Consider the following 13636-nt stretch of genomic DNA (forward strand, 5'->3'; position numbering starts at 1 on the left):
TGTAACCGTCTTCTGTTTTTATGTCTGATTGCAAGCCTGATTGTGAACTGTAGGTCAGGCGTGCAAAAGAAATCCACAAAGGGAAAATACCTGCTGCTGATCAATGGAGAAAAAGGTTCCAGAGAACATGACAGTATGATCTGGTTTGATTCACTGGATTCATCCCTTGTGTTGCATACCGGTCAGGGAACGGCCATCAATGAGCGTCTAGGATCAGCTGTTATCCCGCAGGATAGTTTTCTGCTAAGTATGGACAAAAAGACCGGAACGCTGGAGAAATATCCTTATTCTTTCGATGGGCTGAGCGAAAAGGGAAAGCTCACACTTGGAGAATTTGAATATATCTCTTTTACCACAATGATTGGTCACGATCAACTTTACATCAGTGGGCGTGGCAGGAAAAATATATCTTCTTTTGCAGTGGTGGACACCAAAGATATGAAGGTAATCAGGCGTGGGAAATTGGCATTGCCTGTTGCCAGCGGTCAAAATCCAAGTGATAACTTTGGTGTTTTAAAGGGGAACCGGTTTTATGTGGGTTATAGTTCTTTCGGTGAAGATTATGACCATTGCAGTGATACCTCATATCTGGCGGTGATGGATTACCCCTCTTTAAAGCGGCTATCACTGGCCAAAGATACGAAATCGGCCTTCCCCGGTGCAGGGGTAAACGGCCTGTTCAACTATTTCCAAGGTGGTGACGGGGCAATGTATATACTCACCTCGCCTGTGTTTTATCATGGCAACCATCCCACCGCCCCTACGGCTTTTTATCGCATTGGTGCCGGCAGGTCGGGCTTTGATCCAAGTTATTTTTTCGATCTTTCTTCAAAACTGGGGGGAGTGCATCTATTGGGTATCACGCAGGCCGGTGGAAATCAGGTGATCCTCTCGACGACCGCTTTTCCCAGTACAGGGAAAGGTGATTATTATCTGGCTGACGTGAAAAGAAAAACACTGAAACTTTTGCTTAAAGACCGACTTCAGCCCAACTTCGTATGGGGTACGAGCGGTTTTTATGATGGAGTGCACGCCAGTTTCATTGTCAATGAAAAACAGGGAGAATCCAGGATATACGTTTTTGATGTCAAAAAAGGGAATCTGAGAAAAGGACCTGCCATCCGCGGGGCGGTTTCCCCGCTATCTTCCTTTTTAATGCTCCAGCCTTCCTAAAATGATCAATTTAAGGTCTATCTTAAATTAAACTTTCAGATTATCAGTAGCTTATATTTTATTTAAAAAGAATCTTAATAAGGCGTAGGGGTAAACCTTTCCACAAGCGACTGTTAAGATAGATGGTCAGATACCCGATAAATAAAGATACTTTTCGCAGGTACCACCTGGGCGAATGCACAGCGGAGGAATCTGCTGCGGTTGCAGCCTGGCTGGAAGAAGGCGAAGAAGAGCCTGTTTTTTCTCATGATGCATTGACTGAGCTTAGAATGGAACAGTCACTTTGGGCTGCTATCGAGCTATCGACCGTTCATCATGATTCAAAGCGCAGGAGATTAAGGCTGTTGCACAGCGGTCTGGTCGTTGCCGGAGGTTTTGCGCTTTTGTTTATCTGTGCAGCATTGTATTTTGGTGCCCAGCCTGATGCTGCCGGCTCAAGGACGGTGCTCATCAATAACCTCAGTGGAGGGGTTTCGAAGAGGGAAAATATAGACGGCCTTATTTTTACCGCACTTCCAAAAGGGAATATCAGCGCCAATATCGCACACTCATCGGGCAATGTCACTTTTTGTGATGTAATGCTGATCGAAAACAATTCGGTTAAGGATATCAGCCTGAACTTTGCCTCCAACTGTTCACAGAACGGAAAGGCGCCCAAAAATTTTATATGTAAGAAAGGTGTCACTTATGTGGCCTTGAAGATGAGCAGGATTTCGCCCGATATTATCGTGGTGGACCAGCGCTATATGGAGGACTTTTTGCCCTTGAACCTTGCGATGCAGATCAATAAGGACCTAAAGTCGATCTAATGAAAATAAAATAGGCCGGACTGCTGGTAACAGTACGGCCTGTCCCCGCTGGCGGGGTTAATTTTAACGTATGACAATTAAAATCAATGCAAATTAATAAAATTCTGCTGACGGGGCTTCTATGTGCCGTAAATTTCTTCTCCAATGCACAAAGCACCCAGTTTCGTATTCCCGGAAGAGTAAAAGGAAATGACCGGTTGCCCATCGAAGGGGCTACCATAATGATCCGTTCGTTAAAGGCCGGCACAGTCAGCGCTGCCGACGGAAGCTTTGAGCTTAAGGTTGATAAAGCCGGTTTTTACACACTCGAGGTTAGTGCGGTAGGTTATCAGTTGAAAAAGCAGACTGTGGAAGTTAAGGGCACCGGCGGACAGGATGTTTTTGATGTTGTGCTCATCAGCGATAGCAGGGACATGGAAACGGTGAACGTAAACGGGAAAACAGAAAAAAGGAAACTCACCGAGAGCGGATTCAATGTGACCGGAATCGAGACCAAAGCCCTTGCCAATACAACTGCAGACCTTAACCAGGTCTTGAGCAGGAGTACGGGGATCAGGGTGAGGGAAAGCGGCGGACTGGGGTCTGACTTTAATTTTTCGATCAATGGGCTATCGGGCAAACAGGTGAAGTTTTTTATCGACGGGATTCCTATGGAAAATTTTGGGAGTTCGATGTCGCTGAACAATATCCCGGTAAACTTGGCCGAAAGGATAGAAGTGTACAAAGGGGTTGTTCCTGTCGAACTTGGTGCAGATGCACTGGGCGGGGCGGTGAACATTGTGACCAATCAGCATGTAAAACAGTATCTGGATGCCAGTTACGGTTTTGGTTCTTTTAATACCCATAGGGCTGCATTAAGCGGGCGCTATACCGATACAAAATCTGGTTTTACCATTAATGCCAGTGGATTTTATAATTATGCGGATAACAACTATCTGATGAAGGACGTGGTGGTCAGACTGGCTGAAGGCAATGTAACCAGGGATGCCAGACGCTTCCATGATGCTTATCGTTCTGCAATGGGACAGGCCGAGTTTGGTTTCCGTGATAAAAAATGGGCCGATGTGCTGCTTGTTGGCCTGCTTTATTCTTCTGGGTATAAAGAAAGGCAGACCGGTGCACAACAGGACCTGGTTTATGGCCGGGTAAATTCTACGGGCAACTTTGTGATGCCGAGCTTGAAATACAGAAAAAAAGACCTGTTTTTCAACGGGCTTGACCTGAGCCTTTTTGCCTCCTACGCAAAAGATAAATCGACCACAGTCGATACTTCTGCCGCAAAATACAACTGGTTGGGCGATGTGATCTCTGTAGATAAGAATTTTGCCGAACAGGGTGCCTTTTCGATCTTTAAGTATACCAATGAGTTTGCGCTCATCAGGGGGAATCTGTCCTATTCCATCAATCCCTCGAACGCATTGAGCCTGAACTATTCGCTCAATGCCGGTAAAAGGACCGGGATCAATACTTATACCGGGGCAAATCAGGATTCAAATCCACTGGATATTCCAAATAAACTTGATAAGGGAGTGCTGGGATTATCTTTCCAGAACCGTTTTTTTGGAGACAGGTTGACTACATCGGTTTTTGCCAAGCAGTACAATATTCACTCTTATATCCGCTCGGCGGTATATTACAATGGTAGCGGCTATGCGAAAGAGGAAGCTGACCAGACCAAAAACTATTACGGTTATGGTATTGCTACGCGCTACCGGTTTTCTGAGGATGCGGGCATCAAAGCCTCTTATGAACATGCCTACCGGCTGCCGGATGTGGAAGAACTCTTTGGCGATGGAATTACCGTACTGGCCAATCCACAGCTAAAACCTGAAGAAAGCGATAACATCAACCTTGGCCTGTACTATAACCATAAGATGGGCGAACACCGGATTTCTGCAGAGGTATCGGGCTTTTACCGTAATGCTGTTGATTTTATCAATGCTGTGCCAGGGGGCGTGTTTTCTTCCTTCACCAATATAGGAAAGGTTAATATCTCCGGTGTTGATGGAGAGCTGAGGTACAGTCACAAAGACTGGCTTTCTTTTACGGTCAATGCCAGTTATATGGATGCCCTGAACGCGGACAAAAGTTCCACCGTATTTGAAGACCGCATTCCCAATCAGCCATGGCTTTTTGGAAACGCCGATCTGGGCGTAGGGAAAAACGATATTTTGGGGAAAGACAGCCGGATCCAGTTCAACTGGTTCAGCCAGTATACCCACTGGTTCTATCTTAACTGGCCGAGCCGTGGTTTTGCAGACGGTAAGAGCCGTATCCCTACACAGTTTATCCATAATGCGACATTTACTTATTCCACCCATCAGGGAAGATACAATCTTTCACTGGAGTGCCGCAACATCTTTGACCAGACAGCCTATGACAGTTTCAGGCTGCAGAAACCGGGAAGATCATTTCTGGTCAAACTGCGCTATTTCATCCAATAATTATAATCTTATCATATACAAACAATCAATTTTAATCATGAAAACAAAATTTCAAGCCATAAACCGACTTGCCCTTGCCGCCCTTGCACTAACCTTAACCGTATCATCCTGTAAAAAAAGCACCGATGGGGAAGAAACAGGGGGAGAGCCGCAGAACGGGAATGCCTTTGCCATTGTTGGTGAGGTGACCAATCCATCAGCGCTTTATTTTCTTACCGCTGGAACTTTGGGCACGGGTTCTGTTACTGCCGTGGGCAAGGGAGCGGAAATTACCGGAGCGGCCCGCCTTTTCAAAAAGGGGTATTATTACACCATTACCAATGGAACACTGATCAAATATAAATATGAGAACAGTCTGCTTTCTTCCGCAGGGCAGGTTGCAGTTACCGGAAGTGCTTTATATTCTTACTGGTTGAACGATGAAACACTGATCGTATGGAACGGTACCACTTCTGCTCCTAATAATGTGATGAGCTACAATATTGTAAATACAGGCAATATGTCGGTAACCAAAAGCGGAAGTTTAAACCTGACGGGACTGATAACAGGGGATAAGGCAATCTATTTGAGCGGATGTATATTAAGGGGTAGCCGTTTGTATATCCCATATGCTGTTTATAACTCGGAGTGGACTTCACATGATATTTCTTACCTGGCTGCTGTGGATTATCCGGCAATGACCAATTTAACGATCAGCTCTGATACCCGTTCTGCTTACGCAGGATCTTTTTCAAGTGTGATCCCTTCAACAGCTTTATTGAACGGTGATATTTATATGTTGACCAACACAGGTGACAGATGGGCGGTAACACCAAATAAACCTAGCGCTGTTTACAAAATTAAGGCTGGAGAGAATGCATTTGATAGCAGCTACTTTTTTGACCTTTCGGCAATCAGTGCAGGCAACAGGGAATTTTATGGCTTCTGGGACCTGGGCAATGGCAAGGCGATCACACGTCTGGGCAAGGCAGAACTATTAAAAACTTTTGAAGACTATTTTGCAACAGATGTATTTGAATATTACCTGGTGGATGTTGTAGCCAAAACAAAAACCAAACTCGATCTGCCATTGAGTAAAGTGGTGCACGCATCACCTGTATTGGTTGAAAACGGTAAAGCTTACATTGCCGTAGCTTCTTCAACAAGCGGGAATTTTGTCTATACCTACGATATTGCTAGCGGAAGCCTGACCAAAGGCCTTGAGATCAAAGGGGTGGATAACGTGAACTATATTTCAAGGTTTAACTAACCGGATGTTCAGAAAAGTAAATAACTGGCTGCATCTATGGCTGGGACTCACCTCGGGACTGATCATGCTCGTGGTCTGCCTGACCGGGGCGGTCTGGGTCTTTGCAGACGATATCAGGGAGCTGACGGGCCCGTCCATGACTGTTGTGCATCAGAATGGGCGGATCATTAGCCCTTCTGAAATAGGAGAAATCGTGCAACGCCTTTATCCCGGAGAGCCGGTGAACAATGTTTTTTATAAGAACGGTTCCGCGGTAGAGGTACTGGTGAAGAAGTGGGGGAACAATCCGCTTCTTCTTTTTTTAGATCCACATTCGGGCAGGGTTATTTATCAGCGGCCGTTGGAAGACCGTCTGACCTTATTTTTTTACTGGATAGAAAGTGGGCACCGTAACCTTTGGATGCCCTTTAAAACCGGTCGGCTAGTGGTCAATTATGGTACTTTGGTCTTTGTGGTCCTGCTCATTACGGGACTCGTCTGGTGGTACCCCAAGAAATGGAACAGGTCTACGCGAAATAAGAGCTTTAAGATCAAGTGGGATGCAAAATGGAAACGGATCAATATCGACCTGCATAATGTGCTTGGGTTTTATGCCATAGTGCTTTTGTTATTGCTTTCGCTCACGGGCATGATCTATGGTATCAAGTGGTATAATAAAGGCCTTTATAAAATTACAGGCGGTGGATCGGTTCCCGAATGGTCGGCGCCGCTTTCCGACAGCACAGGAGTGAAGGGAGGGCTTTCGCTTGAAACTGCGCTAGATAACGTGGTAGAAAGGGTGCAAAAACGCTTTCCGGACGCTGCGGGGTATTTTTACAGGATGCCCGATACTGCAGATGTGAAATCAGCAATTGAGATTGATGTCTACCCGAAACTGAATAGTTATTACGCTAACCAGAGCCTTTGTTTCGACCGTTATACCGCTACGGAGATCAAGCGGGATGCGTATTACTCTGCCAGTTTCGCTGAAAGTGGCACAGCGCTGAAACTTAGACGGATGAACTATGATATCCATGTGGGGCGTATCCTTGGTTTACCCGGGAAAATTATCGCCTGCCTGGCCAGCCTGATCGGCGCGTCGCTTCCCGTCACCGGATTTATCATCTGGTATAACCGTAAGTTTGGTAAAAAGGGGAAGAAAAGGGAATAGTTTAATATAAAGGCAATAAAAAAAGGGATAATCAAATTCATGATTACCCCCATCTAAATTAACGCTCTCTGGCTTTCGCCGGATGTAGGGCTCTCACCCCCTACATTGCCATTATACGCAAAAATCCATAATCCGGTTTTCTTCTGGTGAATAAAGATTAAAATTGCTGTTTTCCGGATTTCCATCCTGATTTCACATCAGGTTTTTCCATTGCCTGTAGCCCTATTTTTTTGATTGCAAATATAAAGGACCGTTAATCTGTAAAAGGACTTTCGCGGCATAAGCGCTGAGCTATTTATTCCACGGTTCCTTGTACATCTTAAGCCGGTCCTGTTTTTGCCGGGCAAAAAAAAATATGGCTACTTTAGATCAGACAATCGAAACCGGATATGGAGAAATCTTCCATCGCTCTTTAATTACCGGTCAGTTTATCTTTTTTACCGACGATGGTGACGGTATCATGATGTTTTACCGCAACGATCCTGAGAGAAAACCTCTGGGTGGTTACGGGGCTGAGGAATTATTGATCGGGTTGATCCTTAAAGGTGATTGGAACTGGGCCAGTGAGGATATGATCTACAATATCCAGTGTATCCTCGAAGCCGGTTCGGATCAGGGTTATCCCTGATCATACCTTATCTCATTGATCAATGTTCCATAACCGTTTTAAGTTTCTCAACACGCTTGCAAAATGCCTGTAATGCCCCGGTACAGATGAAGCTGATAATTTATGAGGTATTATCCCGCAAGGCTAGCGGCGATGATTTCAACCTCGACCAACATTTCCGCAAGGGCCAGTTGTGGAGTTAAAAGCAGTGTAGAAGCTGGTTTTAAATCTCCAAGAAATCCACTTCTGATTTTGGAATAGGCGGGGATGTTTTCTGGGATGGTGATATATTGGGTGATTTTTACGATGTTCCTGATATCCATTTTGGCGGATTCAAGGAGTTTGATGATGTTCTGCCAAGCCAGAACTGACTGTTGGGTTATATTCTCGGGGATTTCGCCATTTGTGGTCATGCCCAGCATTCCTGATAAATAGAGCTAGCGGGCATTGGGGCTCACTTCGATCCCATCGCTATAGGAGCCGACTTTAACGGAAATGCCGATATCGTGGATGGTGTTTGAAAGTTGGCTGTACCTTTTGTTTTCTTCGCTTGATGTTTTATTTTCTTCTTTCATGTTTTTAAATGATGTTTTCTTTAAGTGTTTCTTATTGTTAAGCATGATCTGTCCGCGGCTTAATGTGTAAGGCCTTTTGCAAATTCTTAGCCACTTAGTATTCTTTGGTGTTTAGTCGCAGGTTAGGGCATTACCTTACAGCACTTTTTTATTTAGGCGGTAAAAATTTGGGTTTCTTACGGACTGCAAGAGTTTACGGATGCAATGATGTTGAACTGGGTCACCAGTTATTTTTTTGTAAAAATCATATCTGCGGTATAAGGGATCATGGGTTTACAATTTAGCGCTGTTCTTCCCTTTTGTACTTCTTCTTTTAGGTGTAGTGAGTTGGATCGATTTTAAGAAAAAGGCAAAAAAGGGAAAGCAAAGCTAATGTCCGGTAATACCTGTGCGGGCATAACGGCTGCGCCGCCCTGCGGGGTTTATACCGCTGCGGTATTTCCTACCATGCTTTTATTGCTTTCTTTTTTGACCTTTTTTCTTTTGGAAAATCTTTTGAAAAATATGGGGAAGAAGGGAACTGAGATGGTTTTTAACTTTAAAAGGTTTGGTGCAGCCAAAAGAATGCATTTAGGATTATGAAACATGATTTTCATCAACGCAAGGAAAACCGCATCGCAGGTGCGCAAGGTAGGGCTTTAAAAAATGAAGCTGAATCGGACAGGCTCTTCGGGGTGAGCAAAAAAATGGCGGATGCGATCCCGATGGGGCAGCCGATTCTGATCGGCCATCATTCTGAAAAAGCTGACCGCAGATACAGGGATAAGATTTCTGGTACAATGAGAAAGTCTGTCGAGGCGGATCATAAAGCGGCTTATTATGCAGGCAAGGCCGAAAGTATCAAAAATAATGATGCGGTTTTTTCGGATGATCCCGATGCTGTGCTTAAACTCGAAGAGAAGCTGGCTGCTCTAAAAGAAATGCAGGAATTTATGAAGGCATCCAATGCCTGTATCAGAAAGAATGATAGGGATGCTTTTTTAAATCTGAAGTTCGGGAATGAACGGATGTGGGAGGAGCTGATACAGCCCAAGTTTGGCGGGCAGGGCTTTGCCCATTTTACCTTGACAAACAATAGTGCCAATATCAGGCGCATTGATAAACGTTTGCAGGTATTAAAAGCGCAGGGGCTGACTGCTGCGGTCGATATGCTGATCAATGGGGTACGTGTTTTTGAAAACCGTGAGGTTAACCGTTTGCAACTGTTTTTTGAGGGGAAGCCCGCGCAGGAGGTGATGGCGCGCTTAAAAGGGCATGGTTTCCGTTGGTGCAGGTCTGAGGGGGCATGGCAGCGGCATATCAGTAATAATGCGCTATATTATGGTAAGATGATCGCAGAGTTGGTGAGGGTCTGATTTGTTAATTTTAAATCGGGTTTGAGGTCAGTCTTTGACTGTTGAACAATATACGATTGCAACGGGCCGTTGACGGCCTGGCTGCAATCGTATGTTATTTTGTGGGTAAGTCTGCTGGAAAAAAAATCCTGAAGTTTGTGTCTTGGTGTTTTAGTGAGCTCTTAAGGATCTGGGATTAAGTTTGCGATTGCTTTCTCAAGTTGACAGGAAGTTTTTAACTTTATCGCAGAATGATAGAATGTTCAATTGTATATTTTATCACCAAACAATCTGAATCCCCATGAAACGTTTTCTCTCATTGCTCGCAATAATCAATTTTTATAGCTTTTGCGTTTATGCGCAGCACTTTAATCAGGCAATCGATAAAGATTCGCTTTTGTTGACGATCTACAAGAAGCTTGGAACAGTGGAACGTGTCAATGAATTCAAAAGCTATTACAATTCAGCGGACCAGAAAGGCCAGGAATTTTTACTTTTTATGGGCAGTATGCCCAGCAGCAGTAAGAAAGAACTCGTAGCCAATATCGACAGCAATTATAGAGCGGTGCTGGACCTGATTACCGGTTATGGTAAGATTGTACCCAAGGGCTATATTGTCACTATCGAGTTTCAGCCGGCAAATAATGTAATCAGTGCCCCGGCATCCGTGGACATGCAGATCCGCCACAGAAATCCCGATAATTTCAATTCCCTTGAGACTGATCAGGACTGGGGAATGGAATTCGGTTCGGTTAAACTCAAAAAAATGTGCGATCGGCTGAACTGGACGGAAGGGACTTTAAAAAACATTAAAACGTTGCTTGACCGGGCGCACTGTGTTTCCATTGAAAATGATACGGTTGCCGAGATCGGTTTTTCAAGAAGCAGTATGGCCAAATATTCTTACCTGATCTTTAAAAATGATCTGGATGCGGCAACGATCGGTAGGTATAACGATGGCTGCAGCCATATTTATTACAAGAAAAATATCGTTCTGGAATTTATGGGTGGTGCCGTTGGGCCACAGTGTTTTCCCAAAGTCGACTGAGTTTTATGCTGAAATTTTTACGGTGTTTTCTTCTCCCATAGTTTGGCCTGCTACCGGTTCCGGATAGCTGGTAATTGTTCTGCCGGAGTTTCCGGTGGATCTGGGCGTACGGTTTCCGGTGCTTTTTAAATACTTATATTATGTTTATTCTTTTAAGATCATGAAGAAAATAATTTTGGTGCTGTTACTGGCTATAGCTGGGTTTTCAGGTTATGCACAGACCTATAATGCTATCACGAGTAAAAATAAAACCTATCTCAAAACGCTCAAAGGGGAGAGTTATACTTATAAAAACGGTGTTGTCACCTTAAAAAATAACGGGAGTTACGATCTGGGTACGGTGAGCATAATCGCTTATTCAAAAGTTGATAGTACGTTGTTCGGTATCGCCCTGTTTGAAGAAGGCCTCGAAAAAGGGGCGAGGGTTAAGGCTGAAGTTTATTTTACCTCCGGGAGCGGCAATGGGGTGCATGATGTTCTGTTAAAAGATATTGATCAGAAGAATTTGGAGCTGTCTTTCGATAAGGCGGTCAGGGCCATAAAGTGAGCTGGAGGGGTTTTGGTCCTGTCAAAAAAGTGGTAAATAAGCTAGGGCGCTGCTCTCCTAAGGAGAGGGGCTTAGGTGACTCATTAATATGCCGTACAATTTTTAAATGCCAGGACTTTGATATTATATGCTTTTGAAACAAAATATATCAATAACTTTCCTAACCGCGTTTCAACGATTTTAATATAGCACCTGTCACCAGCGCACCGATGAGATAATAGGTAATGGTCATGGCTGCTTTTGTATCATTTCCAGCCGTGTGCTTTGGATCCAGGCCCATAGGTTTGGGCAGTCTTACCGCGCCGATCCCTGCTGAAAGGCCAAAAATCACTGCTTTAGGCCAGATCAGGCTGTTTCTTCCACCGATAAGGCTATAATATACCGCATTACCAGCTAAATCACCGGCCAGGGTGGTAAGGTAAAGGGTTTGCTTATTTTCAATCTGTGAGTCGAAATGAGCAAGTGATTTCTGCAGCGCTTCTTCACCCAGCTCATCAATATGCGGCATATCTTTGCCACTGTTCTTTAACGATTCGTGGAGGATGTTCAGTACTATTGCGCCTCCAAGCCCTGCAATGAGGTTTTTGATTTTTTCCATGATTTAATAGTATAATATTTCTGGCTGATGTCTTAGCTGTGTCCTGCCTGGGCAATGTTCTCTGACGAGCTGTGGAAGGTCTTCTCCTGGTGTATTATCCAGATAGGACTGTTCCATTTCTTTCAGGTATCCATTTAGTTTTGATAACTTGCCTAACACTCCTGATTTTTCCTCTTCGCTGTGTTCGGGTGCACCATCCATTGCCTTGACCGTATCGATTGCATAGTCCATAAATCTTTTCACGTTTTCCGATAAGGGTAATTTTTCCATTGCTGATATTGTTTGTGCTTTCGATCTACCATAAAGACAAAGCCCTTGATGGAATGGTTTTGATTATATCGTAAATATTATTCCAACCAGTTGTGGATTTGTTTGGAACAGGATTTTAATTACTAAAAATTTTAGTATAATTTTGGTGTGCACTAAGGCAATGGGTTTATGATCAGGTCGTTTGAGAAAAGAGCAGAGCAGAAGATTTCGGGGTTTCAGTCCCCTGCGGCAGATTATTTGGAGGGCAGGCTTGACCTTGCCGAAAAACTGGTCATAGATCCGCATTCCACTTTTTATTTTCAGATGCAGGGGGATGCGATGTTGGCTTATGGCATATCGGATGCTGATCTACTGGTCGTCGACCGTTCATTGTCGCCCCATCACGGTGCTATAATTATCGCTTTCATATCCGGGAGTTTCAGCTGTAGGCTTTTTTTGAAGGAGAACGGTTCTTGCCTGCTCGCAAACGATTCTGGTACGGTCAGCGAAACGGAAATCGGTACGCTCCAGGTCTGGGGCGTTGTCACTTCGGTATGCAGGAACGTATTGCCTAAATCATTAAGGAGGGGGAGGTACAGCAATGTTTGCACTTTGTGACTGCAATAACTTTTATGCCTCGGCCGAAAGGCTTTTCCGCCCTGAGCTTAACGGTAAACCTGTGGTTGTCTTAAGCAACAATGACGGCTGCGTAATTGCCAGGAGTGAGGAGGCGAAGGCCTGTGGGATAAAAATGGGCGATCCTGAATTTTTGGTGAGGGACCTGATCAAAAAGTTTGATATCCATGTTTTTTCCAGCAATTATGTCCTGTATGGGGATATGAGCGAGCGGGTAATGCACAACCTCGGCCGCTGGTTCCCACGGCTTGATGTTTACAGTATTGATGAAGCATTTGGCTGGCTTGGCGGGATCGGCGAGCTGGAAAGTTATACGCCCAAGATCCGGGGTTCGGTTATCCGTAATACGGGTATTCCGGTATCCATAGGGGTGGCCCCCACTAAAACCCTTGCCAAACTGGCCAATAAACTTTCTAAAAAAGCTGGAGGGGTAATGGTTTTGGATACTGATGAAAAGATCAGTGCCGCAGTGAAGGAATTTCCTGTGCATGATCTTTGGGGGGTAGGACGCCAATATTACAAAAAGTTTGAAGAGCTGAACATCTCCACTGTGGGGCAGTTGAGGGAAATGCCGGAGATGTGGTTCAAGCAGCATATGACCGTTCTGGGACAGCGGATGTGGAATGAACTCTGGGGAAGGCCGGCGATTCCGCTGGATGCAGTCAGGGAGGTTAAAAAGGGGATTACCGTGAGCAGGTCGTTCCGTAACTATATCGAGCATCCCCAAATCCTTGCCGAGGCCCTGACCTTATATGCGAGCAGGCTTGCTGAAAAACTCAGGGCGGAAAAGCTGCGGTGTTTATACCTGCAGGTTTTTCTTTACACCAATAAGAATAGGGAAGACCATCCACAGCATTTTCCCAGCCATACCCATAAACTGCTGATCGCAAGCAACAGTACTACCGATCTGGTGAGCATAGCGGTACGGGTATCTGCAATGCTTTTCAAATACGGCATAAAATATAGAAAAGCCGGGGTGATCGCCACCGGATTGGTTCCCGAGGGTGAGCTGCAGCTGAATGTATTTTCTCCCCATGACAATGGGAAAAAAGATGTGGTATCCGGGGTGCTTGATAAGCTGAACCTTGCTTACGGCAGGGGTACGCTGCGTATGGCCACGGAAGGTTTTGAGAAAAAGTGGCGGCTGAAACATGAATATTTATCAAAAGGCTACACCACCAGGTGGGCCGATATCATCAAGGTTGTATAGTTTATAA

Annotated in this window: 14 protein-coding genes and 1 pseudogene; 11 read left to right on the plus strand and 4 right to left on the minus strand. The window is 44.8% G+C overall.

The window, feature by feature from the left end; translation table 11 throughout:
- Positions 1-60 precede the first annotated feature (60 nt).
- The 6 genes from R2R28_RS12185 to R2R28_RS12210 all read left to right on the plus strand — a co-directional run bounded on the left by R2R28_RS12185 (position 61) and on the right by R2R28_RS12210 (position 7453).
- Positions 61-1173 carry a hypothetical protein gene (locus R2R28_RS12185; protein ID WP_316825964.1) on the plus strand — a complete coding sequence of 371 codons (1113 nt, stop codon included), beginning with the start codon at positions 61-63 and terminating at the stop codon, positions 1171-1173.
- 122 nt (positions 1174-1295) lie between these two features.
- Entirely contained in the window at positions 1296-1982 is a 687-nt protein-coding gene (locus tag R2R28_RS12190; protein ID WP_316825965.1) for a hypothetical protein, read from the plus strand.
- An 86-nt stretch (positions 1983-2068) separates the two neighbouring features.
- On the plus strand, positions 2069-4426 hold the full coding sequence (locus tag R2R28_RS12195; RefSeq protein WP_316825966.1) for a TonB-dependent receptor: 2358 nt from the start codon (positions 2069-2071) through the stop codon (positions 4424-4426).
- Between the two features lie 37 nt (positions 4427-4463).
- Entirely contained in the window at positions 4464-5675 is a 1212-nt protein-coding gene (locus R2R28_RS12200; RefSeq protein WP_316825967.1) for a DUF4374 domain-containing protein, read from the plus strand.
- A 4-nt stretch (positions 5676-5679) separates the two neighbouring features.
- Positions 5680-6825, plus strand: coding sequence for a PepSY-associated TM helix domain-containing protein (locus R2R28_RS12205; RefSeq protein ID WP_316825968.1), 1146 nt, complete (start codon positions 5680-5682; stop codon positions 6823-6825).
- A 355-nt stretch (positions 6826-7180) separates the two neighbouring features.
- The gene (locus R2R28_RS12210; RefSeq protein WP_316825969.1) at positions 7181-7453 is read left to right on the plus strand and encodes a hypothetical protein; all 273 of its coding nucleotides are present in this window, start codon (positions 7181-7183) and stop codon (positions 7451-7453) included.
- Between the two features lie 110 nt (positions 7454-7563).
- Here the strand turns inward: R2R28_RS12210 and R2R28_RS12215 are convergent.
- Positions 7564-7857, minus strand: a pseudogene (locus R2R28_RS12215) (RidA family protein); the annotation flags it as partial.
- Positions 7858-7869: 12 nt separating this feature from the next.
- Positions 7870-8052: a hypothetical protein gene (locus tag R2R28_RS12220; RefSeq protein ID WP_316825970.1), complete on the minus strand. Its 183-nt coding sequence runs from the start codon at positions 8050-8052 to the stop codon at positions 7870-7872.
- A 533-nt stretch (positions 8053-8585) separates the two neighbouring features.
- Here R2R28_RS12220 and R2R28_RS12225 point away from each other — a divergent pair.
- From R2R28_RS12225 to R2R28_RS12235, 3 genes are all read left to right on the plus strand, one after another.
- Positions 8586-9362: a DUF3560 domain-containing protein gene (locus R2R28_RS12225; RefSeq protein ID WP_316825971.1), complete on the plus strand. Its 777-nt coding sequence runs from the start codon at positions 8586-8588 to the stop codon at positions 9360-9362.
- Between the two features lie 280 nt (positions 9363-9642).
- Positions 9643-10389, plus strand: a complete 747-nt coding sequence (locus tag R2R28_RS12230; RefSeq protein ID WP_316825972.1) for a hypothetical protein — start codon at positions 9643-9645, stop codon at positions 10387-10389.
- A 160-nt stretch (positions 10390-10549) separates the two neighbouring features.
- On the plus strand, positions 10550-10936 hold the full coding sequence (locus R2R28_RS12235; protein WP_316825973.1) for a hypothetical protein: 387 nt from the start codon (positions 10550-10552) through the stop codon (positions 10934-10936).
- Between the two features lie 160 nt (positions 10937-11096).
- Here the strand turns inward: R2R28_RS12235 and R2R28_RS12240 are convergent, their stop codons facing one another.
- Both R2R28_RS12240 and R2R28_RS12245 read right to left on the minus strand, forming a co-directional pair.
- Entirely contained in the window at positions 11097-11534 is a 438-nt protein-coding gene (locus R2R28_RS12240; protein ID WP_316825974.1) for a hypothetical protein, read from the minus strand.
- A 3-nt stretch (positions 11535-11537) separates the two neighbouring features.
- Positions 11538-11804 carry a hypothetical protein gene (locus R2R28_RS12245; RefSeq protein WP_316825975.1) on the minus strand — a complete coding sequence of 89 codons (267 nt, stop codon included), beginning with the start codon at positions 11802-11804 and terminating at the stop codon, positions 11538-11540.
- Positions 11805-11972: 168 nt separating this feature from the next.
- Between R2R28_RS12245 and R2R28_RS12250 the strand changes: the two genes are divergently transcribed.
- Positions 11973-12401: a S24 family peptidase gene (locus tag R2R28_RS12250; RefSeq protein ID WP_316825976.1), complete on the plus strand. Its 429-nt coding sequence runs from the start codon at positions 11973-11975 to the stop codon at positions 12399-12401.
- Positions 12385-13629, plus strand: a complete 1245-nt coding sequence (locus R2R28_RS12255; protein ID WP_316825977.1) for a Y-family DNA polymerase — start codon at positions 12385-12387, stop codon at positions 13627-13629. The genes R2R28_RS12250 and R2R28_RS12255 overlap by 17 nt, the downstream gene beginning before the upstream one ends.
- The last annotated feature ends 7 nt before the right edge of the window (positions 13630-13636 follow it).

The organism is Pedobacter miscanthi, assembly GCF_032678605.1.
Classification (GTDB): Bacteria; Bacteroidota; Bacteroidia; order Sphingobacteriales; family Sphingobacteriaceae; genus Pedobacter; species Pedobacter miscanthi_A.

Coding starts and splice junctions, on each gene's coding strand:
- R2R28_RS12225 (WP_316825971.1), top strand. CDS start 8,586: ATGAAACATGATTTTCATCAACGCAAGGAAAACCGCATCGCAGGTGCG.
- R2R28_RS12250 (WP_316825976.1), top strand. CDS start 11,973: ATGATCAGGTCGTTTGAGAAAAGAGCAGAGCAGAAGATTTCGGGGTTT.
- R2R28_RS12195 (WP_316825966.1), top strand. CDS start 2,069: ATGCAAATTAATAAAATTCTGCTGACGGGGCTTCTATGTGCCGTAAAT.
- R2R28_RS12190 (WP_316825965.1), top strand. CDS start 1,296: ATGGTCAGATACCCGATAAATAAAGATACTTTTCGCAGGTACCACCTG.
- R2R28_RS12220 (WP_316825970.1), bottom strand. CDS start 8,052: ATGCTTAACAATAAGAAACACTTAAAGAAAACATCATTTAAAAACATG.
- R2R28_RS12200 (WP_316825967.1), top strand. CDS start 4,464: ATGAAAACAAAATTTCAAGCCATAAACCGACTTGCCCTTGCCGCCCTT.
- R2R28_RS12230 (WP_316825972.1), top strand. CDS start 9,643: ATGAAACGTTTTCTCTCATTGCTCGCAATAATCAATTTTTATAGCTTT.
- R2R28_RS12255 (WP_316825977.1), top strand. CDS start 12,385: ATGTTTGCACTTTGTGACTGCAATAACTTTTATGCCTCGGCCGAAAGG.
- R2R28_RS12205 (WP_316825968.1), top strand. CDS start 5,680: ATGTTCAGAAAAGTAAATAACTGGCTGCATCTATGGCTGGGACTCACC.
- R2R28_RS12240 (WP_316825974.1), bottom strand. CDS start 11,534: ATGGAAAAAATCAAAAACCTCATTGCAGGGCTTGGAGGCGCAATAGTA.
- R2R28_RS12245 (WP_316825975.1), bottom strand. CDS start 11,804: ATGGAAAAATTACCCTTATCGGAAAACGTGAAAAGATTTATGGACTAT.
- R2R28_RS12235 (WP_316825973.1), top strand. CDS start 10,550: ATGAAGAAAATAATTTTGGTGCTGTTACTGGCTATAGCTGGGTTTTCA.
- R2R28_RS12210 (WP_316825969.1), top strand. CDS start 7,181: ATGGCTACTTTAGATCAGACAATCGAAACCGGATATGGAGAAATCTTC.